We start from the raw sequence: 21,817 nt of genomic DNA on the forward strand, positions 1-21,817 counted from the left end.
CTGCTTTCCTCGGCCTCCAACTCGACAAGCCCTGTCCAGGGATCGAGGTCAGCAGGATCACGCTCTATATTCGCGACCAACGTCTCGCGTAATACAAATCGAAATGTGAGGGGTTCATCAATCTTCATTGTCGGAAGGAGCCTTGGCTTTGCCGCACTGGGCCAGCACCTTGCCGATGGCGGCGGATGAGCCAGCAAGCGGAAAGCTGTTCTCTCCATATTTGCCCGAGACGACCGTGACCTCGCCCTTAGAACGCAGCAGGGCCAGCATCGGGTCGGCGCTGCCCAATTCCACGGTGAAGTTGTTGTACATCTCTTCGAGTTGAAGCGTCTTGGTCACCGTCTTGCCCCCGGCCTTGAACGTGAACGAAGCGCTGATGCTGGGCTCCAGTTGGGGACCGGTGTCGCCCAGATCATAGCTCAGCGTCGGCTTGCCGAAACAGGCCAGCGTCAGCTGGGCGCCGCCATTCGATCCGCCGCAGACCGACGCCATCAGAACTTTGCCGCCCTCGTCTTCCTCCAGTTTCGCGGTCCAGCCGCACGGCGCGGCAGATGCCGGCTGCGCCGCTTGCAGCGCGGCCTGAGCGGCGACGCAACCCGCCACGATGAATTTCGCCAAGCCGCTTCGCATGATCTTCCCCTCCCAAGCCATCGAGCCATCGTCAGCCACGTGGCATCAAGGACCATACAGAACAAATTGTCCCGTGGCATTACCAGTGATGTCGAGGTGCTGCGGCTGGTGCGGATCGCGATCGGCTCACTGCAGCTCGGCGATCTTGCCAAGGGCAAGGCACGCCAATTGACCGCCGAAGAGCTGGCGCTGCTTCGGGCCTAAGCGACCAGGCACTGGACGCCCCTCGAACCGAAGCGGCAATTGACATTTGCATCTCTGTTTCATATTTTCCATTTGTGAAACCGAAATGCGCCGATGCAGTCAAAGTGTCAGGCTGACACGCATGGGCGAAGCTGGCTTGGAAGCCGGAGAGAAAATATGGCTACGGCGTTGCGGGCGGTTCCCAGATTCCTGGACGAATTGGGCACGTTTGGCGGTCTCAAGGGAACCGATATTGCAAACATCACCGACGTGTCCAAGGCCACGGTTTCGAGGTGGAAGGCCGGCGACATCAAGCCCCAGCCACGCACCGAGCTCATTCTATCGGATCTGCACTATATCGTCGGCCGACTGCAGGAATTCTACGAGCCAAGCGATATCCGCACCTGGCTTTACGCTCGCCACCCGCAATTGAACGGTGAAAGGGCGATAGATCTCATTCACGACGACCGTGCTCTCGACGTGCTCAAAGTCATCGATCGGCTTGAGAACGAGGTCTTTCTCTAGTTGGCGATCGCCGGGCGGAAACGACGCGATAGCCGGCTCATCGACGCTATCGAGGCAATAGTTCCGGTCGAATACTCCGGAACGGTTTGGCGTGTCGCGCGCCAGGGCCGCAGCCCGATCCAATGCTCGAGCTCCGGTGGCCGTTGGGACGATGGAACATTCGACGTGCTCTACACCTCGCAAGAGCGCGAAGGTGCCTTGAGCGAGATGAGATTCCACCTGACGCGGGGGCAGCCAGTGGTCCCTTCGCGTGTCAGATACAATCTCTTCGAGATCGATCTTGCTTTGGAAAGGACGCTCAGACTGCTCGACCTGGCAGCCTTGCAGACCCTTGGCCTCGACACCTCGCGCTACGGCCAGCTTTCGTATCAGGAAAAGCACGCCGAATATCCGAGGTCGCAAGACATCGGCGAGGCCGCATATTTCCTCGATTATGACGGTCTGATCGTGCCCAGCGCGCGATATGACTGCCTGAACGTCGTCGCGTTTTGTGATCGGCTGCCGGCCGGAGCGATAACGACAAGGACCGATCACGGGGAAATCGACTGGACTTAGCGGCGGCCCCGCCACCGTCAGGTAAGGCCGCCGACCTCGTCTATGTGGCGCGACATGTCGTCGGGTCTGCACAGCCGCGGGACGTCACCCGCCGCGAAGCGTCATGGATTTCGGCAAAATCCAGCCCATATCCTAGGTGTGGAGCTTTGAGCGTGAAACTCGCGCGTGCGGTTTTGCTTGCCGCGGCTTTCGTGGCTGTTGCGGCCGTTTGTCCCTCTTCCGCAACCGGAGAGGCGAATGGCCGGGAGAAAATTGCGTTGCGCGTCGAGATCGACGGCGCCATCGGTCCGGCGAGTGCCAGGCAGCTCGAGGAAGCGCTGGCGGTGGCCGCGGACCGAAACGTCGAGGCTCTCATCCTGCAGATGGACACGCCCGGCGGGCTGGTCACCAGCATGCGCGAGATGATCGCCGGCATTCTCGCCTCGCCGGTTCCAGTCATTGGCTATGTGGCGCCCGCCGGCGGGCATGCGGCGAGCGCCGGAACCTATATCCTCTACGCCACCCATCTGGCGGCGATGGCGCCCGGCACCAATCTGGGCGCGGCAACGCCGATCGAGATGGGCGGGCCGCTGCCATCGTTTCCCGGTGGCAAGAACGATGGCCCCGAGGGGGACAAGGACAAGAAGAACGCCCCCGCGGGCGATGCGATGATCGCCAAGGCGACGAACGATGCCGTTGCCCTGATCCGCAGCCTGGCTGAATTGCGCGGGCGCAATGCCGAATGGGGAGAAAAGGCCGTGCGCGAGGCGGCCAGCCTGTCGGCCGGCGCGGCGCTGCAGCAGCATGTCATCGACTTCGTCGCCCGCGACACCACCGAGCTGCTTCAACTGGCCGACGGCCGGACCGTCGAGGTCGCCGGCAAAAAAGAGGCATTGGCGACCAAAGGGCTGCCGGTTGAAACGCTTGAGCCAGGCTGGCTCATCCGGCTTCTCGCCGTCATCACGGACCCCAACATCGCCGTCATCCTGATGCTGGTCGGCGTCTATGGCCTCGTCTTCGAGTTCACGAGCCCGGGCGCGGTCGCGCCCGGCGTGATCGGCACGATTTGCCTGCTGCTCGGGCTCTATGCGCTCAATCTCCTGCCGATCAGCTATGCCGGCCTGGCCTTGATGCTGCTTGGCATCATCTTCCTGGTCGTCGAAGCCTTGAACCCGACTGTGGTCCTTGGGCTGGGAGGCGTGGCTGCGTTTCTGCTGGGCGCAGCCATGCTGCTCAGGATCGAGGGGCCCGGCTTCGAGATGTCGTGGGCCGTTATCGGCACCGCCGCCGTCCTGACGCTCGGCCTGGCACTGTTGACCGGCAGCTATCTGTGGGCGGCCCGCAAGAACGTTCCGCGTGTTGGCGCACAGGCCATGCAGGGGCTGACGGCGGAGGTCCTCGACTGGCAGGGCAGCGAGGGCCACGTGCTCGCCCGGGGCGAGCGCTGGCGGGCAAAGGCCGACGAACCGCTTGCAGTGGGCGACAGCGTCGAGGTGGCCGATGTCAGAGATCTTGTGCTGACGATACGGCGCCGCAATGTGAGAAGCGATGGAGCAAGGCAATGATCATCGGTTATGTGGCCTATCTGGCAGCAGCACTTGTCGTGGTCATGTTCCTATCCGCGGCCATTCGCATCCTGCGGGAATATGAGCGCGGCGTGGTCTTCACGCTCGGCCGCTTCACCGGGGTCAAGGGCCCCGGCCTTATCATCCTCATCCCCTTCGTGCAGCAGATGGTGAAGGTCGACCTGCGAGTGGTGGTCCAGGACGTGCCGCCGCAGGACGTGATCTCGCGCGACAACGTCTCGGTGAAAGTGAACGCGGTGCTGTATTTTCGTATCGTCGACGCTGAGCGGGCGGTGATCCAGGTCGAAGACTTCATGACCGCCACCAACCAGCTGGCACAGACCACGTGCGCTCGGTGCTCGGCAAGCATGAGCTCGATGAAATGCTGGCCGAACGTGACAAGCTCAACAGCGACATCCAGGAGATCCTCGATCAGCGAACCGATGCCTGGGGCATCAAGGTCTCCGATGTCGAGATCAAGCATGTCGACCTCAACGAGAATATGGTCCGCGCCATCGCCAAGCAGGCCGAGGCCGAACGGCTGCGGCGTGCCAAAGTGATCAAATGCCGACGGCGAACAGCAGGCGGCGGCAAAACTCGTCGAGGCCGGCAAGATGCTGGCCGAGACACCGCAGGCCATGCAGCTGCGCTATTTCGAGGCTCTCCATGACATCGCCGGTGAGCGCTCGTCGACGGTCGTGTTTCCGGTGCCGATGGACCTGCTCGGTCATTTCATCAAGCAGGGAGGTGGAGGCGGCTGAGCGCGTAATCTCCCGCCTCGAGGGGTCCTCAAAGGGGGGAGATCAGCACCCTCACCTCCGCCACGGCGGAACCGGCGCAAAGCGTTTGCCGATCCAGTCGGCGAAGGCACGTGTCTTGGCGGCTTGCCCCTTGGCAGAAGGCATGACGACATAGACGGCGCCCTCATCGGCAAGCGTCCAGTCCTCCAGCACTGGCACCAGCCGGCCGTCGGCGAGCTCGCGTCCGACCAGCCAATCCGTGCTCATCATCAGCCCGACGCCTTGCACCGCGGCTTCGACCAGCACCTCGGCATCGTCGGTGACCAGCGGGCCGGAAACCTCGATACTGACGCGCCGGCCAGAACTGTCGGTCATCTCCCAGGCCGGAAAGGTCTGGAAGCCTGAGAAGCCGAGACAGCTGTGTCCCAGCAGCGCTTCAGGTTCGGTCGGCGTGCCCCGGCGGGCGAGGTAGGACGGTGCGGCGCACAGCAGCCGTCGCCGTGTTGCGACCTTGCGCGCCACCAGCCGCGAATCCTCCAGTGCGCCGAGACGCACGGCGACATCGAAATTCTCGGCGACGAGATCGGCGAAGCGGTTGGAGAACTCGGCCTCGATACGAACGTCGGGAAATTCGGCGAGAAACTGCGGCAGCAGCGGGGCGATCCACATGCGCCCGAACGAGCCGGGCAGCGCCAGCCGCAGCACGCCGCGCGGCCCGCCGCCGGCATGCGCCGACGCGGCAGCCTCGGCCTCGTCGACCGCGGCCAGGATGGCGCGGACGCGGACGAGAAATTCCGAACCCGCCTCGGTCAGCGACACGCTTCGCGTCGTCCGGTGCAGCAGGCGCACGCCCAACCGCTCTTCCAGCGAGGCAAGACGCCGCGACAGGATCGTCGCGTCGCGGCCGATGCGAGCCGCCGCCTTGGTAAACGAGCGTGCTTCGGCGATTGCCGCGAAGGCGGCCATTTCGGCCAATGCCGCCGGTTCGTACGATTGCTGCATCAGGCGCAGAGCTCAAATGTAGCAGCCAAGGATTATATACCAATAGCGCAGCAGCTAGTTTCACTCAATCCCGGCCCGTCAATCGGCCATCAACCGGAGTGAGACATGAAAGCGATCGAACTGACTGCCCCGAGACTGGACGCGTTTCGCGCGGCCACCGTTCCCACGCCTGAACCGCAGCGCGGCGAAGTGCTGATCCGCCTGCGCGCCGCAAGCCTCAATTTTGTCGATGTCGCGGTAGCGAGCGGCAACTATCCAGGTCCGAGCTTTCCGCTCATTCCCGTCGTCGACGGCGCCGGCGAGATCGTCGGCATCGGCGAGGGCGTGTCGAGGGTTGCCATCAACGACCGCGTCATCGCCCACGCAAAACCGCGCTGGATCGGCGGCCGTCCTCGGCCTTACGAGACCAGAGAGATGCGCGGCCTGACGCTGCCCGGCTCGCTCGCCGAGTATGTCGCGCTGCCGGCCAATGCCGTCGTGCCGATGCCGGCGCATCTTTCCTTCGAAGCGGCAGCGACGCTGCCGATCGCCGGCACCACCGCGTGGAATGCGCTTCGCGCCGCCGATGCCGGGCCGGGGTCGGTCGTCGTCCTGCTCGGTACCGGCGGTGTCTCGATCCTGACCCTGCAGTTGGCCAAGGCAGCCGGCGCGACGGTCATCATCACCTCGTCGTCGGACGAAAAGCTGGCCCGCGCCAAGGCTTTGGGTGCTGATCACCTCATCAATTATCGTCAGACGCCGGACTGGGACGCCAAGGTGCTCGAGTTGACCGACGGCCTCGGCGCCGATCTGATCGTCGAAACCGGCGGCTCGGCCACCTTCGCCCGCTCCATCAATGCCGCGGCGCCTGGCGGCACGGTGTTCGCCATCGGCTTCGTCACCGGCGCCGAGGCCACCACGAACCTGCTGCCGATCATCATCAAGGCACTCAAGGTGGTGGGCAACAACACCGGTTCGGTATCCGACCTGCGCGACGCGGCGCGCGCCATCGGCGCCGCCCATATCGATCCGGTCATCGACACGGTCTACAGCCAGCACCAGGCGACCGAGGCCTACGCCCATATGGCAGCTGGCGGCCGGCATTTCGGCAAGCTTGCGTTTGCGTTGACGTGGTGAGCCTGGAGAAGGCGCCGTCGCTGAAGCTGCCGATCTCCCCCCTCGTGGGGGAGATGTCCGGCAGGGCAGAGGGGGGCGCGAAGGATCGCCGGCATTCCGGTCGACCTATGATGAGCTGAGAAATTTGGGCAGTTATGTGAACAGCGATGGAAGAGGTCGGCGGGACAGCGCCCCCTCTGCCCTGCCGGCCATCTCCCCCTCAAGGGGGGAGATTGGCACCTTCGCCGTCTGCCCCTAAATCAGCTTCTCCAGCGTGATCGGCAGGTCCCGCACCCTTTTCCCGGTGGCGTGGAACACCGCGTTGGCGATCGCCGGCGCCACGCCGACAATGCCCAGTTCGCCGACCCCCTTGCCGCCAAGCACCGAGGAATGCGGATCGGGAATGCCGACCGAGATCACCTCGATATCGGGAATGTCGGCATTCGTGGCGATGAGATAGTCGGCGAGATTGTTGTTGACGATGCGCCCATGCCGGCGGTCGACGATGCCTTCCTCGAGCAGCGCCTGGCCGATGCCCATGATGATGCCGCCCTTCCACTGGCTTTCGGCGAGCTTGGGATTGTAGAGCCGGCCCGAATCCAGCGCCGACACCACGCGCGACACCCTGACCGTGCCGAAATCCTCGTCGACGCGCACCTCGATGAAATGCGCGCACCAGCTATACCTGGAGTAGTCGCCCTCGGTGTGTGGCAGCGCCATGGCTATGGTGGTGTAGTTCTTGTAGCGGTCCTCGACCGTCGAATTGGCCGGCATGGTGTCGCCCTTCGCCTCGATATGCTCGCGCCCGACGCTCCTGAGCAGTTCGGCGATGGAAACTTCAGGGCCGTTGCCGCGCGGTGAAGCGATGCGGCCATTGGCGACGACGAGCGTGTTGGCCTGCAGTGCATGGAACGGCGAAGCCGGATCGCTGATGGCGAGCCCGATCAGTTGGTCGAGCGCGGCACTCGCCGCCTTGTGGACGGCGCCGGTCATCACCCCGGCCAGCCGCGAACCGCCGGTGACGCCGGCACGGGCATAGCGGGAATCGCCAAGCTTGACGACGACGTTTTCCGCCGGCACGCCCACCACCTCGGCGGCGGTCTGCGCCAGGATCGTGTAGGTGCCCTGCCCCATGTCGATCGATGAGCTTTCGACCTCGACCGAACCGTCGGCGAGAATGCGCACGACCGCTTCGCCATAGGCGCGCCGCACCGGGTAGGTGCCTGCCGCGACACCCCAGCCGATCAGCTGGTTGCCGTCGCGCATCGAACGCGGCCGGGGGTTCCGCTTAGACCAGCCAAAGGCTTCGGCGCCGGCGGCGAACGCCTCACGCAGCTGCCGTGTCGACCACGGCTTCTTCGCATGCGGGTCCTGCTCGGCATAGTTCCTAAGCCGGATTTCCAGCGGATCGATACCGACCTCATAGGCGAGCTCGTCGATGGCGCTTTCGATACCGAAAGCGCTCGGGTTCTCGCCCGGCGCGCGCAATGCCCCCGGCACCACCGTGTTGACCCGCACGACGTTCTGCCGCGACGAGAAATTCGGCGTCGCGTACATGACCGAGGTGACCGAGCCGAGCGGCTCGACCCACATGCCGTCGACCGAGGTCTCGTTGACGCCGCGGTGCACGATCGACTGGATCTGGCCCTCCACGTTGGCGCCGAGCGCCACGGTCTGGCGCGTCGCCGCCCGTCCGCCATAGGCGGTGAAGGTCTGCGGCCTGGTGACCGCTAGCTTCACCGGCCGTCCCAGCATTTTCGCGGCGACTGCCGCTACAGCGCCGTAGCCATAGGCAAACGCTTTGGAGCCGAAGCCGCCGCCAATATAGGGCGAGACAAGGCGCACATTCTCGAACGGCACGCCAAACCATTCGGCATAGGTCCGCGCCATGCCGTCGACCCATTGACTTGGCTCCCAGACCGTCAGCTGGTCGCCCTGCCACTTTGCGATCAGGCCATGCGGCTCCATCGGCGCCTGGTATTCGCGCGGCGTGTTGTAAGCGTTGCAGATCCTGACCGGAGCCGAGGCGAACGCTGTCTCCGCCTCGCCCCATTCCTTGGTCATGGCGTCGACCGGGATGCCGTCGCCGGCCTTCGGATCGCTGAGGTCGACGATCGCCGGCGCCTCGTCATAGGCGATCTTGACCAGCGCCGCGGCCGCGACCGCCTGTTCGAAGCTCTCAGCGATGACCGCCCCGACATGCTGGCCGCTGAAGGTGATGTCGCGCGCCAGCGGGCAATAGGCGACATCCGGCGGCGGCGTACCCAGCCAGTCTGTTGCGGTTCTCAGCGGCAGGATATTGTCAGGCGTCAGCACCAGCAGCACGCCGGGCGACGCTTCGGCCGCGGCCGTGTCGATCGAACGCACCCGGCCGGCGGCAATGGTGCTCTCGACCAGCACCGCATGGGTGAGCCCCTCGAGCTGCTGCTCGACGGCGTATTTGGCGGCACCGGTGATCTTGGCCGGGCCGTCGACCCGAGACAGCCGGCCGCCGACCTGATCGGCGAGGACGGCACCGTCCGAAGCGTCGCCGTGTTTGGCATCGCCGGGTCTTGCTCTCAACTCGTGAACGGTCATGCCGTTTCTCCCATTTTTAGCATGGCGCGGGCGACGACGCGCGGCGCCAGTTGGATCTTGTAGTGGTTGGCGCCATGGTCGACGGCGCCCTCGACGGCGAGCAGGCTGGCTTGCCTGACGACCTCCGGCTCGAGCACTTTGCCTTTCAGCGCCTCTTCGACGGCGCGGGCGCGCCATGGCTTGGTGGCGACGCCGCCAAGCGCGACGCGAAGATCGCGGATCGTCCTTCCGTCGGCCTCGAACTCGATACCGACCGCGGCACTTGCCGCGGCGAATTCATAGGACTGGCGGTCGCGGACCTTGAGATAGGTCGAGCGGCGGGCGGCGGCCGAAGCGGGAATGCCGATAGCGGTGATCATCTCGCCGGGCTCGATCGCATGTTCGTTGTCGGGCGTGCTGCCCGGCAGCAGAAAAAAGTTATCGACGGCGATTTGGCGGTCACCGAGATGGACGATTGCGTCGAAAGCGACGAGTGCAACCGCCAGGTCGCCGGGATAGGTGGCGATGCAGGCCTCGCTGGTGCCGAGCACGGCATGGCCGCGGGTGACGCCGCCGATAGCCGAGCAGCCGCTGCCGGGCGAGCGCTTGTTGCAGGCGGGAAAATTCGCCGGGTCGCGGAAATAGGGGCAGCGCGTACGCTGCATCAGATTGCCGCCGATCGTCGCCATGTTGCGCAGCTGCGCCGATGCCGCCTGCCACAGCGCCTCTGAGACGGCAGGGAACCCGCTCTTGATACCGGCATGGTCGGCCACGGTGCTCATCCTGGCCAGCGCCCCGACCGTGGCGCCCCGGTCATCGATCACGATCGTGTCCAGTCCGGTGAGATGAGTGATGTCGACCACCGTCTCGGGTTCGGCAACGCCGCATTTGGCGAGATCGACAAGCGTCGTGCCGCCAGCAAGCAGCATGGCGCCCGGCTGTGCCGAGGCTTGGCGCGCAGCATCGACCGAATTGGCGCGCAGATAGGAAAAATCCCTCATGATGCGGTCTCCACGGCTGCCTGGCGCACGGCGGCGACGATATGCGGATATGCGCCGCAGCGGCAGAGATTGCCGGCCATGTATTCGCGGATCTCCTCATCGGAGCCGGCATGGCCTTCGCGAATGCAGGCGGCGGCCGACATGATCTGGCCCGGCGTGCAATAGCCGCACTGGAAGGCATCCTGTTCGAGGAAGGCGGCCTGCACGGCATGCAGCGCGCCATCCTCCCCGGCAAGCCCTTCGATGGTGGTGATGTTCCTGCCTTCAGCCTGAGTGGCAAGCGTCAGGCAGGCCAGCACGCGCTGGCCGTCGATATGCACCGTGCAGGCGCCACACTGGCCCTGGTCGCAGCCCTTCTTGGTGCCGGTCAGGCCGAGATTATCGCGCAAGGCGTCGAGCAGGGTAACGCGCGGTTCGACCTCGAGCTCATGTCGATGTCCATTGATTTGAAGTTGGATTGGAGTTCGGGTTTTGCTTGTCATGGGGCGTCTGGCTCCAGTTGCTTGACGCGGAGGGGATGATCTGGCGCCCGGCCGGCGAGCGGCAAGGTCAGCTTATGGCTAGGTGAAGGCTAATCTCCCCTTGCGGGGAGATGCCCGGCAGGGCAGCGGGGGTCCGCTTGACTTGATGCGACCTCCGGGAGGGCCGCGGCTTGCGAGGTCGAAAGACGTGACATACCCGATCCCGTGATTACATGATAAAGGCGCTCCACAAATCGGAGGCGCCTCCGTTTATTAACTAGGGGCGTGCTCCGCCCTGTTCAAGCCCCGGATCGAAATTGATCGAAATTGGAAAAATTGGGGGCGGGCAGCCAGCCGCCATGCCAGGAGACAAAAAGGCACCACCGGCCCAAGCCGGTGGTGCTCTCTGGACTGTCTGTAGGGGCAGGACAGTCCAATGATCCTGAGGGGATCGCGCTCAACGTGGGCTCATTTTTGCCCCACGGCATCGGCCGAACAGATGAGGAGTGCCGGCCGCGAGGAAATATCCTCCGTCGTCACCCGCCGTGCACCGGAGGCGGGCAAGATGCCTCGCCTGCCGGAACGCCGGCCCAAACTCGATCCTGTGATTATGGTTACTTGCGAATATATTTGTCGGAGACGTAACGAAGGTGGAAGAGTCTGCGTTCTTGAAACGGGGCCTGCCTATCCGGTTATGCTTCGGATCAGCACTGGAGAAGAAATTGGCCGCGGAGCCGCCCGTCATACCTGGAGACAAAACCGAAACCGCCGTTGCAAAACCGCTGCGCGCCGACGCGCAGCGCAACCGCGACGCGCTGGTCGAGGTCGCGGCAAAGGCCTTTGCCGCGCATGGCGTCGACGCCTCGCTGGAGGAGATTGCGCGCCAGGCCGGCGTCGGCATCGGCACGCTCTACCGGCATTTCCCAACCCGCGAGCATCTGGTCGAGGTGGTTTATCGGCGCGAAGTGGAAGGGCTGTGCCAGGCGGCGGACGAACTCGCCCACGATCATGCGCCCGACGTAGCTCTTGAACAATGGATGCAGCGCTTCGTCGACTACATCGCCACCAAGCGCGGGCTGTCGACAAGCCTGCGCATCCTGCTCACGACCAACTCCACCCTGTTCTCCGACGTTTCGGGCAGGGTGACGCTCGCCTTGCGGCGGCTGATCGATGCCGCGGTCGCCGACGGCTCGATCCGCAGCGACGTCGATGCCTCCGATGTGCTGCATGCGCTGGGCGGCATCTATTCGGCCCCGGACACCAAGGACTGGCGCGACCGCTCGCGCCGATTGGTGTCGCTGCTGATGGATGGGCTTCGGTTTGGAGCGGCCAAATCCGGCCCATCCAAGGAATAGCGAATGCAGTGACTGTCCTTATTTCAGCGAGATGCTCATACCGCTGAGATCGGCATTGACTTGCAGGCCTACCTGCCTGCCTGTGAGTTCGAGTTGGGCACCCTTGTCATTGGTCATGACGATCACCTGGGCTCCTTTGCCGAGCGCGCCGCCACCGCCCGCTGCGCCGTAAACCCCCGTCACATCCCGGGCGCGCCGTATGTGGCGCACGGTACCTTTGAAATAGGTCTTGGAGGCACCGAAGGCGAGGCCGCCCGAGATGCCGCCGACCGAGATGGGATACCGGCGACCATGGAAGGTCAGTGTGCCCTCGCCTCCGGCGCCGCCGATGAAGAAGGCCGCCTTGTAGATGGCGAAGCGGATCGTACCGCTGTCGGCATGTGCGACACTGGTAAAGCTAACTGCCGCCGCAGTTATGACGGCAACCGCGACTGAACGAAATCTGGACGAAATCTTCATGATGAGAACTCCTCAAAGATCGCCGCATGCCCAGCCGGCCGGGCACGTCGGCGCCGTATCAAAGTCATAGCTGAACAGTCTCGCCCGTCATTGGTTCCAAGCACGCGGCCTGAATCCGGCTGCGAGAAGACCGCTACGAAACGAGGCGGATGGCGAGCGCAGTCCTGGCTGTAAGAACAGTGGCCGAATGGTGGGGATGATCGTAGGTGTTGAGGCGGAATGGTATTAGTCTGCGCTGTCTGGGGTTTCGGGAGCGCGGCAAGGAATGGACTTCAACTCACGGCATGGCTACCTCCTGATCGGCGGCCTGATCCTGGTAGGTGCCGGGCTCTTGGTCCTTTCGCTGATCGTCAATCTTCGCGTAGCGCACAGTGTGCGTGACGACGTACGCCATCGTGAAAAGCTGCTGGAATATTATCGCAATATCTTTTCACAGCTGGGCGTGATCATGATCGGGATTGGCGTGTCCCTGTTCATCTTCTTTTTCCAGCAGAATTATCAGGACCAGCGAAAACGCGAAGCGGAGCTCCAGCAGGTTCTCGCCAAACTGGCGGCGCGCGTTGCCCGCGGCAGCGCTGTCGTGGAGGCCCTCGGCGAATTCGACGCGCTGCTGGATGATGGCGGTGCCTATGTCAGTCCGGAACACGGCGGTGACAACGCCGCTGTCAGCGCCCACGGAACGGCGCTCGCCAAGCAGGTTTCCCAGATCCTTCTGGTCGAGCGCGACGTCGATGTTCAAGGGTTCGATATCCTGAATCTGTCGCGCGATTTCGAAGCATCGTTCGTCGTCAACGAGCTCAACCCAACGCTGTGGTTCAACATCGTCCGGGACGAGAGCGACGTCAAATATGCCACCACCCAGATCGCCCTTGATTACAAGGACCTGCAGGATGCGATCGGCGGCGAGCCTATCGAGGTTGCGATCGCCAATCCCGAAAAGGAGCGGAAGATCAAGCAGGAGGTGCTCGACGTGTTTTATGATGCCGACCTCCTGCGCCAGCGCAGCAGGCGGTTTCTCGGCCGTGCGTGCTGGCTTTTCAGCAATGGCAAAAGCTTCGTCAAGCTTGCACCGGCCAATGAGATCGAAGCCGATGCCAAGTCGCACCAGGAATGGATCGATCGGTCGAAAGGCTTCCTGACGCAGTTGAAGTCGGGAAGCGGCGATTGCTTCAAATTGCTCCAGTTCGGCCCGGCATCCTGAACCGGCAAGCATCGCCCGCCCGGCGGCGGCTAATCCCCCACGCGTTGCAGCGTGCCGAGACGATTGTCGTCGAGAAATTCGACGGTCATGGCCGACGCCTTGCCGTCGGGGCCGAGGGCAAAGCTGACGGCCGAAGGCCTGTCTGGCATCTCGGCATCGGGGAAGGTCACGAAGAGGTCGCGGTTGAAATGCTTCAGTGGATAGGACCGCGCACCGGCAGGCCCGACCTTGAGGATAAGAGCGTCCCCTTCGCCTGACACAATAGCATCGCCGATGAAGTCGTTGAAGTAACGGCCCGCATAGGCGCTGGCCGGCGCCGCCGGACTTGCTGGAGAGGGCGGCGCGGCATAGGTAGCCTTGGCCGCCGCAATCACCGGGCCGAACATGCCTGCATAAATATCATTCCAAGCCTTTACCTTGTCCTTCCCCAGCGTTCCGTCGAAGACGAGATCGGCGAAGCTGTCGGACAGTCCCTCCGGCACGCCTGTCGGAAAGGCGTTGGCGATGACGACAATGCCAAGCTTCTCCTCGGGAAAGAGCATCACCAGACTGCGGGCGCCGGCGCTGAAGGCGCCCGCATGACCCCAGATCGGTCCGTGCCGGCCGAATTCGACATTCCAGCCGAGGCCGTAAAAGGCCTCGCCTCCGGAGACGGGGTTCTTGCCGCGAACCATCAAGGGAATATGTGTCTGGTCCAGCGCATCGGCGGCAATGAGTCTCTTGCCGGCGTAGGCCCCGTTGCCGAGCACAAGGCGCATCCATTGCGAGAGGTCGCGTGCGGTGGAACTGACGCCGCCTGCTGGCGCCTGCGCATCCGGATAGCGCTGGACCTTCGCGGTCCACGCGCCATCGATTTTGGCGTGGAGCTCGGCGCGGTTGGCGTGCTTGATGAAGTCCGAATGGCGGGAACTGGTCGAGGCCATTCCAAGCGGACGGTAGAGCTTCTCTTCGGCGACCTCTTCCCATGATTTGCCTGTCGGCTTCGCGGCCGCGACGGCACCCTCGGTCAGTCCGAAATTGCTGTAGGAATAGCCCGCGCGAAAGCTCGATGCCGGCGACACGAACCGCAGGCGGCGCAGGATCTCCGCGCGGTCATAGCCGATGTCCTCGAGGTCGTCGCCGGCGGTGCCGGGAAGCCCGCTGCGGTGTGCAAACAGGTCGCGGACCGTGAGTTCGCTGGTCGGATAGGGCTGAGCGAGCCGGAAAGCCGGATCGAGGTCGGCGATCTTGGAATCCCACGAAGCGATCCCGTCGCTGACCAGCGCCGCCACGACGGTGGCGGAGACCGGCTTGGAGAGCGAGGCAATCTGGAAGACCGTGTCAGAATCGACGATCTCGGGTTTTCCGGCTTCGCGATGCCCGAACCCCTTGAGGAAGATCACCTCGTCGCCGTGCACGACGCCGATGGCCAGACCGGGCACGCTACCATCCGCGACGACGCCTTCGGCAAGCAATTCGAGCTTCGACAGGGCTGCGGCGATCCTGTCGGGTGGGATGGTATCGGCCGACGCCGCCTCCGGCAAAAGCGTCATGATTGCGATGAAGGCCAACATCCTCCACCGGAGGTGATTCCGGTTTGTGAACAGCCGCATGCTCAGCCCCTCCGCTTCACCGGCTTGCACTATTGCAGGCCGACGCAGGGAAGGCCAGCCTCACGCTCGCCATCCATTGACGGACGTCCGCATCACACCAGTCGAAATTCAGACAGCCGCGCCTGAGCTAGGATGCAGCGCGCAGGCGGAGGCGCCGCCTGCCGGCGCGGGCCTTCTCCGCCACCGCGGCGGTGATCTCGACCACGCCGTCTTCACGCGGTCTGGCGTTGGTGACCTTGTGGAGCCGCTCATAGGGCAACAGTTCCTTGACCCGGGCTTGAAGCGACGCGACTTCGGCTCGCAGATCCTCGCATTCCTGCCTCTGGACGTCGAACTGTATCTGTTCGGATGCCTGTTGCAGAGAAAGCTGCGAAAGATTCGCGCTGATTGCGGAAAGGTTCATCTTGTCGTTTTCGCTCTCTTTCATGAGAGCAGACAATTTTTGCTCGACAATTTGCTTTTCGGCCACCGCGTCGCTCGCCTGGGCCTTGAGCATGGCGATCTCGCTGGCGGCTTCGCTGTTCTGGTTGGAGGCGGCCTCCAGCCGCGATCGAAGGTCCTCGATTTCAGAACGCAGGCCGGTCATCTCCGCGACACTGCGTGCAAGCTCGGCTTCCCTGTCACCGTCCCTGAGGCGGGCTGCTTCCGTTATTTCCGATAGCTTCGCCTGCGCCATATCGAGCGATTTCTGCAGCCGCATCTCCTCTTTCTCGCTCTTGCCAAGCGCGGCCAGCAGTTCCGAAAGCTGCGCGGCATCATTGGCATGGACAGTCGAGAGTTCGTCCAGCCTGTGCCGGGCCTCGGCCTCCCGTTTCAGCGCCTTGTCGAGGTCGATCGACAGGCTGACATGTTTCTCCCGCAGCATTTCGTTCTCGCGCGAGCGTCTGTTGGCCTCGACGGCTCTGGCTGAGAGTGTTTTGACAAGCTCGCCGAACTCGGCCTCGCGTTTTGCGCTCGCATTGCCTGCCACGACAAGTTCCAGCCTTGCCGCAGCCAGCGCGCCGCGAAGTGCTTCCTTGTCCTCGACCAGGCTCGCCTCGTGCTGCTGCAGGGCCTCGATAGCGCTGTCGCGCTCGCGCTGCTTTCTGGTTGCATCGTGGAGCTGTTCGGACAGCACCCTTTGCTGCGCGGTCAGGCCGGTATTTGCCAGCTCCAATTCGTTGGCGCGAAGAATGTCGCCGTGGAGCAGTTTTAGAAATTCGCCCGTCAGATGATGCGAGGTCGCGATCTCCGACAGTTTCGCATTGATCTCCCCCAGATACTCCTGCGCGTCGTGAAAGAGCCCATCGACCGCGCTTAAGGCAGCCAGCCGGGTTTGCGTATGGGGGGACAGCCGTCGTGCGGTCTCGAAGGCGTCCGCATTGGCCTCGATCTGCGAGCTGTCATCCGTTGCCGCGAGATTCTCATCCGATACCGTCTCATCCGGCACAGTGACGTCGTTCAACGGCGGCTGATCGTCCACGTTGAGACATTCGCTAAACGCATCCGCCAAATCGGTTTCGAGCTCCTTGAAGGCTCTCTCCACAGTCTCGGCACGCTTGATCAAACCTTTGAAATTCATGACCGAATATCCCTCTCGTGCAGCGCCGTTAAGGAGCGGACTTTCAACACTTGACCTCGCCTCCCCGAATACGGGGTTCATCTCCTGACGTGCGCTCTGGCCGACGCAGGCTAGGGACAGGCTTGGCCACTGTCCTCGTGTGTTTGAATGACGCAAAGCCGTGTTCTGCGGCGCTCCATACCCGAGGCGTTGGCACCGCTCGCAAAATGCCACTCATTTCACCCGAGACGGATATGAAGCGGCGCAAGCCTGAGAATCGCCTGGTGATTGTCTTAAGGACCGGCCGAGCGCCTCGGTGTTCTGCAGCAGCTACAAGGTCACGGCCTAGGACGACGCGTGTCACTGCCGAGAGGCCTGACCTAATAAATGATTGTGTTGAATACGTTTCGCTGATTAGCTGTTGTGAATAGACCGGGGACAAGACCGACAAAATGTTGTCCCGGAGGACCGCGATGCCGGTGCTTGAGGTTCGCCACGTCTCCAAGAATTTCGGGGCTATCCAGGCCCTGACCGACGTCAGCTTCCAGGTGGAGCGAGGCGAAGTCGTTGGTCTCATGGGGGATAACGGCGCCGGCAAGTCGACGATAGTCAAGACGGTGGCCGGGAATTTTCCTCCGAGCGACGGCGAAATTGTAGTCGAGGGCGAGGTGTGCCACTTCCACCAGCCTGTGCAGGCCCGCGCCAAAGGGATCGAAGTTGTTTATCAGGACCTGGCGCTCGCCGATAACTTGACGGCCGCGCAGAACGTCTTTCTGGGGCGCGAGATCAAGAAAGGCTTCTGGCCGATCAGGATTCTTGACAAGCAGGCGATGATCGATCGCTCGGCTGCGCTGTTCAAGGAACTCAAATCGGAAACCCGGCCGCGCGACCTCGTCAGAAAGATGTCGGGTGGGCAGCGCCAGGCGGTCGCCATCGCGCGGACCCGGCTTTCAAATGCCAAGCTGGTGCTGATGGACGAACCAACGGCCGCCATCTCAGTGCGCCAGGTGGCGGAAGTACTCGAACTGATCCGACGCCTCAAAGCACAAGGAGTCGGCGTCATGCTGATCAGTCACCGAATGCCTGATGTGTTCGCCGTGGCAGATCGTATTATCGTCCTCAGGCGGGGCTCGAAAGTTGCCGACAAGCCAGCCGACAAAACATCGCCCGAGGAAATCACTGGACTGATAACGGGGGCCATCCGTGGCGAATAGTGTTCAGGAGTCAGTTGGCGTTCAGGGCTCAGTCGAAGAACATGGCCGGCCGGTCATGTCGGATTTCGTTCCGACCAAGGAAAAAACAGTTCTCCAACGTGTGATTTCAAGTCAGCCCTTCTGGGTGACGATCGCGCTCATCGCGCTCGTCATGTTGATGACTGCGATGGAGCCGAGCTTCGGCACCTCTGAAAACGTCGCCAACGTGACGCGCAATTTCGCACCTTTCGGCATCATGGCACTTGGCATGACGATCGTCATCATCACCGGCGGTATAGATCTGTCGGTCGGCTCCGTTATGGGTCTCGTGGTCATCGTCGCCGGCCTGTTCCTCACCTGGCACTATCCCTGGTACGTCGCCTTCGCCATGGGCCTTTTCTCCGGTCTGGCCTGTGGCGCGGTCAATGGATTCTTTGTCGCCTATGTCGGGATGCCGTCCTTTGTGGTCACCCTCGGCATGCTGTCCGTCGCGCGCTCGCTGGCGGTCGTATTCTCGGCCAACCAGATGCTCTACCAGTTCGGGCCCGATGCCCCGATCGTAAAGGCAATCGGTCAGTGGAAATGGCCGCGGCATGGTCTGGACGACTGGGCACCGCATTGGATACCAGAACTGTCGTCACAATTCTGGACCATGGTGATCCTGGCCCTGATTGTCGGCTTCGTGTTTAACTTCACTGCCTGGGCCCGGCATCTCTTCGCCATCGGCGGCAATGAGGAGGCGGCACGGCTCACCGGCGTTCCGGTCAACTGGATCAAATTCCAGGCCTATGTCTTCTCGGCTTTCACCGCCGCGCTCGCCTCGCTCCTGCTCCTCGGCTATAACGGCTCGGCTATCAATGCCATGGGCCAAGGCTATGAGCTGCGCGTTATCGCCGCGACAGTCATTGGCGGCGCCAGCCTCATGGGCGGCGCCGGCACGGCCTTCGGTGCGATCATCGGTTCCGCCTTCCTCGAGGTGATCAGGAACGCGCTGCTGATGGCCGGCATCGATTCAAACTGGCAGGGTGCCTTCGTCGGCGCCTTCATCGTTCTTGCGGTTCTCTTGGGCATGCAAACCGGCGGCAAATCGATTCTCGCCGCGTCGCTGGCAGTCTTGATGCCCAAAAAACGCCGCTAGAAACCCGCCGGCGGGAGGCTTGCGGGACATCACACCAAGGAGGAGAACGTCACATGAAAAAACATCTGCTGACGGCCGCCGTCGCGCTTGGCGCAATGGTGCTCGCCGTTTCCGGCGCCCAGGCGAAATACACCTTCGCCCTGGTGCCGAAGAACATGAACAATCCTTTCTTCGACCAGGCACGCGACGGCTGCAAGAAGGCCGAGGCCGAATCCAATGGCGCTGTGGAGTGCATGTATATCGGTCCCGGCGAACATGGCGGCGGCGACGAGCAGGTGCAGATCGTGCAGGACCTCGTGGCCAAGAAGGTGGACGGCATCGCCGTGTCGCCTTCGAACGCCGCGGCGATGGCGGTTGCGCTGCAGGCCGCCAAGGAGGCCGGTATCCCGGTACTCACCTGGGACTCCGATCTCCTGCCCGAAAACAAGGATCTGCGCGTTGCCTACATCGGCACCCACAATTACGAGATCGGCGTGAACCTCGCCAAGCTTGTCATGCAGATCAAGCCCAAAGGCGGCACGATCTGTATCCAGTCCGGCGGCGCCGCAGCGGCCAACCACAACGAGCGCATGCAGGGCATTCGCGATACGCTTTCGGGCACCAAATCGGCGGCCTCGCCCGGAGATCGGCTGACCGGCCAGAACGGCTGGACCGAAATTGAAGGCTGTCCGCTCTACACCAACGATGATTTCCCGCTTTCGGTGCAACAGTTCGAGGATATCATGGCGAAAAACCCGAACCTCGACGCGTTTGTCCCAACCGGTGGCTTCCCGCAGTTCATCCCTGATGCCAACCGCGCCGCCGTCGCACCGTACAAGGACAAGATCGCCTCGAAGGCCCTGGCCCTTGTCGTCGCCGACACGCTTCCGGTACAGATCGACCAGATGAAGGAAGGTTTCTCGCTTGGCCAGGTCGGCCAGCGGCCGTTCGAGATGGGCTACAAGACGATGATGGCGCTGAAGGACATGAAGGACGGCAAGGCTCCGCCGGCCGACCCGACCTACACGGGCCTCGATGTCTGCACTCCGGAGACAGCCGACACCTGCGTCGCCAAATAGTGCTTTTGGGCGGGAGGAAACTCCCGCCCTTTTTCATAGGGGATCTCAATGCCGGAATTGTTCTCGCTCAAGGGCCGTGTCGCATTGGTCACGGGTGCCTCGCGTGGTCTTGGTTTTGCCATGGCCAAGGCACTTGCGGAAAACGGCGCGACGGTGGTCGTCAATGCCCGCGACGTGGCCGCCCTTTCGGCTGCGGCGGACAGGATCGGTGCAGAAGCCCTGCCGTTCGATGTCACCGACGCGGCGATCTCAAGGGCGTCGCTCGAAGGAATCGTCGAACGCCACGGCCGCCTCGACATTCTGGTCAACAACGCCGGTATCCAGCATCGTAAACCGCTGGTCGAATGGCAGGACGAGGATTTCAACCACGTGGTTGCCGTCAATCTGTCGGCTTGCTTCCGCATGATGCGCGACGCGGTGCGCCTGATGCTGCCAAACAAGTTCGGGCGCATAATAAACACCGGATCGGTCGCAGCGATCCTTGGCCGTCCCACCATTCACGCCTATGTGGCGGCAAAGGCGGGGCTACATGGGCTGACACGCTCAACTGCCGCTGAGCTGGGCCGCCACGGCATCACCGTCAACGCGATCGCCCCAGGCTATTTCGCCACCGAGCTCAACACCGCACTTATGCACGACGAGGCCTTCACCAAATGGGTCGAGGCACGAACCCCCGCGGGCCGCTGGGCCCAGCCTGAGGAACTCGGCGGAGCCGTGGTGTTTCTCGCCTCCGACGCTGCCGCTTACGTCAACGGGCACGTGCTGGCCGTTGACGGCGGACTATCGGTTTCCCTGTGATTTCAACCGGCGACACCTTGCCGACAGGGCGTGCCTGCTAGCCGCCTGAAATGACGACTTGCTGCATACGCTGCTAGCCCGGTCCCCTGCGCGGACGCAGACGCCACAAGATTGGATGACGCGCCGTATTGCAGGCGCCGACTTTCGATTCGCAACGGGTTATTTCGACGTCTGGCGGCATCGATGCTTGATGCCGCCAATATTTCATTCCACACACCGGCCACGATGAGAAACGACATACGGGATCAGCGCCGGGTATTCGGGTGGGCCTTGCCCACTTCGATTGCCCTGCATCTGCTCATCGTCGCGTTTTTGTTGTTCAGACTGCCGGCAACGCTCTCGCAGCCAGGGAAGGAGCAGGCCATTGCGGTGGATATCGTGCCGCCGCCTAAACCGCCGGAAAAGACCAAACCTCCGTCTCCCGCTGAACCGCCCAAGTCGGAAAAGCCGCCGGAAGCAAAGGTCGAGACGCCGGCGAGCCGTGAGGTCGCCGCGCAGAGACCTGTCTTCCAATTCGGTGAGAAGGACGCCGGTCCGCGCAAGTCTCTGGACGGCAACAGTGCGGAGGATGGTTCGGAACAACCGCCGGCGTCGCAAGATCCCGATAACCAGGATATTGCACAGCCACCTGCAGTGACAGCGGTCGAGGGGAAAGACCAGGCTCCGCCGCCTGGCGCATCACAGCCGCCAAAGCCAGCGGATGTCGCCAAAGTGCAAAAGCCGTTGAAGCTTGAAAAAGCGAAAAGATTGTTCTCGCAAGCAGCAACCGATGATCCAATCGCGACAACGGCCATGAGAAACGTGCCGCGCCCCGAGCGGGTCGGTCAGCTCTGCTTCTGGGAACTGGGCGAACAGTTGCGCCACGCCTCGCCCCCGTATTTTCCCGACGTCTTGCGTACCTACAGGTTGAGGGACGGCAATGTCATGCAAGTCTCCAGGACCGAGTTCCGCGCCAGCGGGCAGTGGTACGATCTGAGCTTTCGTTGTGAGGTCGATCCGGACGCAACGAAAGTCGTGTCGTTCGCCTTCCGTGTTGGAAATCCGGTGCCGCGCAGTGAATGGAAGCGCCGCGGGTTGCCCGCCGAATAGGTGGTCAAGGCCACGGAGGCTGGCTGTCCGGCGCCATCAAATCCGGCCGGCGATGTCTTCGCGCGGCCCGGGTGACCGAACCAACACGCGCCAAAAATGGCT

The 21,817-nt window shown here is 63.0% G+C and carries 21 protein-coding genes and 1 pseudogene; 14 read left to right on the forward strand and 8 right to left on the reverse strand.

Annotated features, from left to right (window positions below; all coding sequences use genetic code 11):
- Positions 1-117: 117 nt before the first annotated feature.
- On the reverse strand, positions 118-618 hold the full coding sequence (locus NKJ35_RS22575; RefSeq protein ID WP_352649601.1) for a hypothetical protein: 501 nt from the start codon (positions 616-618) through the stop codon (positions 118-120).
- A gap of 78 nt (positions 619-696) precedes the next feature.
- Between NKJ35_RS22575 and NKJ35_RS22580 the strand changes: the two genes are divergently transcribed.
- From NKJ35_RS22580 to NKJ35_RS30955, 6 genes and pseudogenes are all read left to right on the forward strand, one after another.
- A complete protein-coding gene (locus NKJ35_RS22580) occupies positions 697-834 on the forward strand; it encodes a hypothetical protein (protein WP_502904663.1) in 138 nt (45 codons plus the stop codon).
- A gap of 156 nt (positions 835-990) precedes the next feature.
- Positions 991-1,338, forward strand: a complete 348-nt coding sequence (locus tag NKJ35_RS22585) for a hypothetical protein (protein WP_352649602.1) — start codon at positions 991-993, stop codon at positions 1,336-1,338.
- The gene (locus tag NKJ35_RS22590) at positions 1,339-1,893 is read left to right on the forward strand and encodes an RES family NAD+ phosphorylase (RefSeq protein WP_352649603.1); all 555 of its coding nucleotides are present in this window, start codon (positions 1,339-1,341) and stop codon (positions 1,891-1,893) included.
- 152 nt (positions 1,894-2,045) lie between these two features.
- Positions 2,046-3,437, forward strand: a complete 1,392-nt coding sequence (locus tag NKJ35_RS22595) for an NfeD family protein (RefSeq protein WP_352649604.1) — start codon at positions 2,046-2,048, stop codon at positions 3,435-3,437.
- A gap of 44 nt (positions 3,438-3,481) precedes the next feature.
- Positions 3,482-4,107: pseudogene (locus NKJ35_RS22600) on the forward strand (SPFH domain-containing protein).
- The gene (locus tag NKJ35_RS30955) at positions 4,052-4,198 is read left to right on the forward strand and encodes a hypothetical protein (RefSeq protein ID WP_502904667.1); all 147 of its coding nucleotides are present in this window, start codon (positions 4,052-4,054) and stop codon (positions 4,196-4,198) included. The pseudogene NKJ35_RS22600 and the gene NKJ35_RS30955 overlap by 56 nt, the downstream one beginning before the upstream one ends.
- A gap of 51 nt (positions 4,199-4,249) precedes the next feature.
- Here the strand turns inward: NKJ35_RS30955 and NKJ35_RS22605 are convergent, their stop codons facing one another.
- The gene (locus tag NKJ35_RS22605; RefSeq protein ID WP_352649605.1) at positions 4,250-5,179 is read right to left on the reverse strand and encodes a LysR family transcriptional regulator; all 930 of its coding nucleotides are present in this window, start codon (positions 5,177-5,179) and stop codon (positions 4,250-4,252) included.
- A 105-nt stretch (positions 5,180-5,284) separates the two neighbouring features.
- Between NKJ35_RS22605 and NKJ35_RS22610 the strand changes: the two genes are divergently transcribed.
- Positions 5,285-6,295: a zinc-dependent alcohol dehydrogenase family protein gene (locus NKJ35_RS22610; RefSeq protein WP_352649606.1), complete on the forward strand. Its 1,011-nt coding sequence runs from the start codon at positions 5,285-5,287 to the stop codon at positions 6,293-6,295.
- Positions 6,296-6,529: 234 nt separating this feature from the next.
- Here NKJ35_RS22610 and NKJ35_RS22615 read toward each other — a convergent pair whose 3' ends face one another.
- The 3 genes from NKJ35_RS22615 to NKJ35_RS22625 are packed head-to-tail and all read right to left on the reverse strand — an operon-like array spanning position 6,530 to position 10,313.
- On the reverse strand, positions 6,530-8,851 hold the full coding sequence (locus NKJ35_RS22615; RefSeq protein WP_352649607.1) for a xanthine dehydrogenase family protein molybdopterin-binding subunit: 2,322 nt from the start codon (positions 8,849-8,851) through the stop codon (positions 6,530-6,532).
- Complete coding sequence (locus NKJ35_RS22620; protein ID WP_352649608.1) at positions 8,848-9,831, reverse strand: FAD binding domain-containing protein; 984 nt, start codon at positions 9,829-9,831, stop codon at positions 8,848-8,850. The genes NKJ35_RS22615 and NKJ35_RS22620 overlap by 4 nt, the downstream gene beginning before the upstream one ends.
- Positions 9,828-10,313 carry a (2Fe-2S)-binding protein gene (locus tag NKJ35_RS22625; protein ID WP_352649609.1) on the reverse strand — a complete coding sequence of 162 codons (486 nt, stop codon included), beginning with the start codon at positions 10,311-10,313 and terminating at the stop codon, positions 9,828-9,830. The genes NKJ35_RS22620 and NKJ35_RS22625 overlap by 4 nt, the downstream gene beginning before the upstream one ends.
- Positions 10,314-11,014: 701 nt before the next feature.
- Between NKJ35_RS22625 and NKJ35_RS22630 the strand changes: the two genes are divergently transcribed.
- Entirely contained in the window at positions 11,015-11,647 is a 633-nt protein-coding gene (locus tag NKJ35_RS22630; RefSeq protein WP_352649610.1) for a TetR/AcrR family transcriptional regulator, read from the forward strand.
- Positions 11,648-11,665: 18 nt separating this feature from the next.
- Here the strand turns inward: NKJ35_RS22630 and NKJ35_RS22635 are convergent, their stop codons facing one another.
- Entirely contained in the window at positions 11,666-12,106 is a 441-nt protein-coding gene (locus NKJ35_RS22635) for a lipid-binding SYLF domain-containing protein (protein WP_352475599.1), read from the reverse strand.
- A gap of 265 nt (positions 12,107-12,371) precedes the next feature.
- Here NKJ35_RS22635 and NKJ35_RS22640 point away from each other — a divergent pair, with 265 nt between their 5' ends.
- Positions 12,372-13,307 carry a hypothetical protein gene (locus NKJ35_RS22640; protein ID WP_352475600.1) on the forward strand — a complete coding sequence of 312 codons (936 nt, stop codon included), beginning with the start codon at positions 12,372-12,374 and terminating at the stop codon, positions 13,305-13,307.
- A 29-nt stretch (positions 13,308-13,336) separates the two neighbouring features.
- Here the strand turns inward: NKJ35_RS22640 and NKJ35_RS22645 are convergent, their stop codons facing one another.
- Positions 13,337-14,899 carry a serine hydrolase gene (locus NKJ35_RS22645; protein ID WP_352649611.1) on the reverse strand — a complete coding sequence of 521 codons (1,563 nt, stop codon included), beginning with the start codon at positions 14,897-14,899 and terminating at the stop codon, positions 13,337-13,339.
- A gap of 127 nt (positions 14,900-15,026) precedes the next feature.
- Complete coding sequence (locus NKJ35_RS22650) at positions 15,027-16,460, reverse strand: coiled-coil domain-containing protein (RefSeq protein WP_502904665.1); 1,434 nt, start codon at positions 16,458-16,460, stop codon at positions 15,027-15,029.
- 452 nt (positions 16,461-16,912) lie between these two features.
- Here NKJ35_RS22650 and NKJ35_RS22655 point away from each other — a divergent pair, with 452 nt between their 5' ends.
- From NKJ35_RS22655 to NKJ35_RS22675, 5 genes are all read left to right on the forward strand, one after another.
- Positions 16,913-17,653, forward strand: coding sequence for an ATP-binding cassette domain-containing protein (locus tag NKJ35_RS22655; RefSeq protein ID WP_254819718.1), 741 nt, complete (start codon positions 16,913-16,915; stop codon positions 17,651-17,653).
- 55 nt (positions 17,654-17,708) lie between these two features.
- Positions 17,709-18,770, forward strand: coding sequence for an ABC transporter permease (locus NKJ35_RS22660; protein ID WP_254819719.1), 1,062 nt, complete (start codon positions 17,709-17,711; stop codon positions 18,768-18,770).
- Positions 18,771-18,823: 53 nt separating this feature from the next.
- On the forward strand, positions 18,824-19,828 hold the full coding sequence (locus NKJ35_RS22665; RefSeq protein WP_254819720.1) for a sugar-binding protein: 1,005 nt from the start codon (positions 18,824-18,826) through the stop codon (positions 19,826-19,828).
- Positions 19,829-19,876: 48 nt separating this feature from the next.
- Positions 19,877-20,626: a glucose 1-dehydrogenase gene (locus NKJ35_RS22670; RefSeq protein ID WP_254819721.1), complete on the forward strand. Its 750-nt coding sequence runs from the start codon at positions 19,877-19,879 to the stop codon at positions 20,624-20,626.
- A 183-nt stretch (positions 20,627-20,809) separates the two neighbouring features.
- Positions 20,810-21,715 (forward strand): DUF930 domain-containing protein, encoded by a 906-nt coding sequence (locus tag NKJ35_RS22675; RefSeq protein ID WP_352649613.1) that lies wholly within the window; start codon positions 20,810-20,812, stop codon positions 21,713-21,715.
- Positions 21,716-21,817: the final 102 nt, after the last annotated feature.

This window comes from Mesorhizobium sp. M0136 (assembly GCF_040322515.1).
In the GTDB taxonomy this organism is placed as follows: Bacteria; Pseudomonadota; Alphaproteobacteria; order Rhizobiales; family Rhizobiaceae; genus Mesorhizobium.

Excerpts from the sequence above, each read along its gene's own strand:
- NKJ35_RS22585 (WP_352649602.1), top strand. The coding sequence starts at position 991 with ATGGCTACGGCGTTGCGGGCGGTTCCCAGATTCCTGGACGAATTGGGC.
- NKJ35_RS30955 (WP_502904667.1), top strand. The coding sequence starts at position 4,052 with ATGCTGGCCGAGACACCGCAGGCCATGCAGCTGCGCTATTTCGAGGCT.
- NKJ35_RS22605 (WP_352649605.1), bottom strand. The coding sequence starts at position 5,179 with ATGCAGCAATCGTACGAACCGGCGGCATTGGCCGAAATGGCCGCCTTC.
- NKJ35_RS22610 (WP_352649606.1), top strand. The coding sequence starts at position 5,285 with ATGAAAGCGATCGAACTGACTGCCCCGAGACTGGACGCGTTTCGCGCG.
- NKJ35_RS22615 (WP_352649607.1), bottom strand. The coding sequence starts at position 8,851 with ATGACCGTTCACGAGTTGAGAGCAAGACCCGGCGATGCCAAACACGGC.
- NKJ35_RS22620 (WP_352649608.1), bottom strand. The coding sequence starts at position 9,831 with ATGAGGGATTTTTCCTATCTGCGCGCCAATTCGGTCGATGCTGCGCGC.
- NKJ35_RS22625 (WP_352649609.1), bottom strand. The coding sequence starts at position 10,313 with ATGACAAGCAAAACCCGAACTCCAATCCAACTTCAAATCAATGGACAT.
- NKJ35_RS22635 (WP_352475599.1), bottom strand. The coding sequence starts at position 12,106 with ATGAAGATTTCGTCCAGATTTCGTTCAGTCGCGGTTGCCGTCATAACT.
- NKJ35_RS22640 (WP_352475600.1), top strand. The coding sequence starts at position 12,372 with ATGGACTTCAACTCACGGCATGGCTACCTCCTGATCGGCGGCCTGATC.
- NKJ35_RS22645 (WP_352649611.1), bottom strand. The coding sequence starts at position 14,899 with ATGCGGCTGTTCACAAACCGGAATCACCTCCGGTGGAGGATGTTGGCC.
- NKJ35_RS22650 (WP_502904665.1), bottom strand. The coding sequence starts at position 16,460 with ATGAATTTCAAAGGTTTGATCAAGCGTGCCGAGACTGTGGAGAGAGCC.
- NKJ35_RS22655 (WP_254819718.1), top strand. The coding sequence starts at position 16,913 with ATGCCGGTGCTTGAGGTTCGCCACGTCTCCAAGAATTTCGGGGCTATC.
- NKJ35_RS22660 (WP_254819719.1), top strand. The coding sequence starts at position 17,709 with ATGTCGGATTTCGTTCCGACCAAGGAAAAAACAGTTCTCCAACGTGTG.
- NKJ35_RS22665 (WP_254819720.1), top strand. The coding sequence starts at position 18,824 with ATGAAAAAACATCTGCTGACGGCCGCCGTCGCGCTTGGCGCAATGGTG.
- NKJ35_RS22670 (WP_254819721.1), top strand. The coding sequence starts at position 19,877 with ATGCCGGAATTGTTCTCGCTCAAGGGCCGTGTCGCATTGGTCACGGGT.
- NKJ35_RS22675 (WP_352649613.1), top strand. The coding sequence starts at position 20,810 with ATGCTTGATGCCGCCAATATTTCATTCCACACACCGGCCACGATGAGA.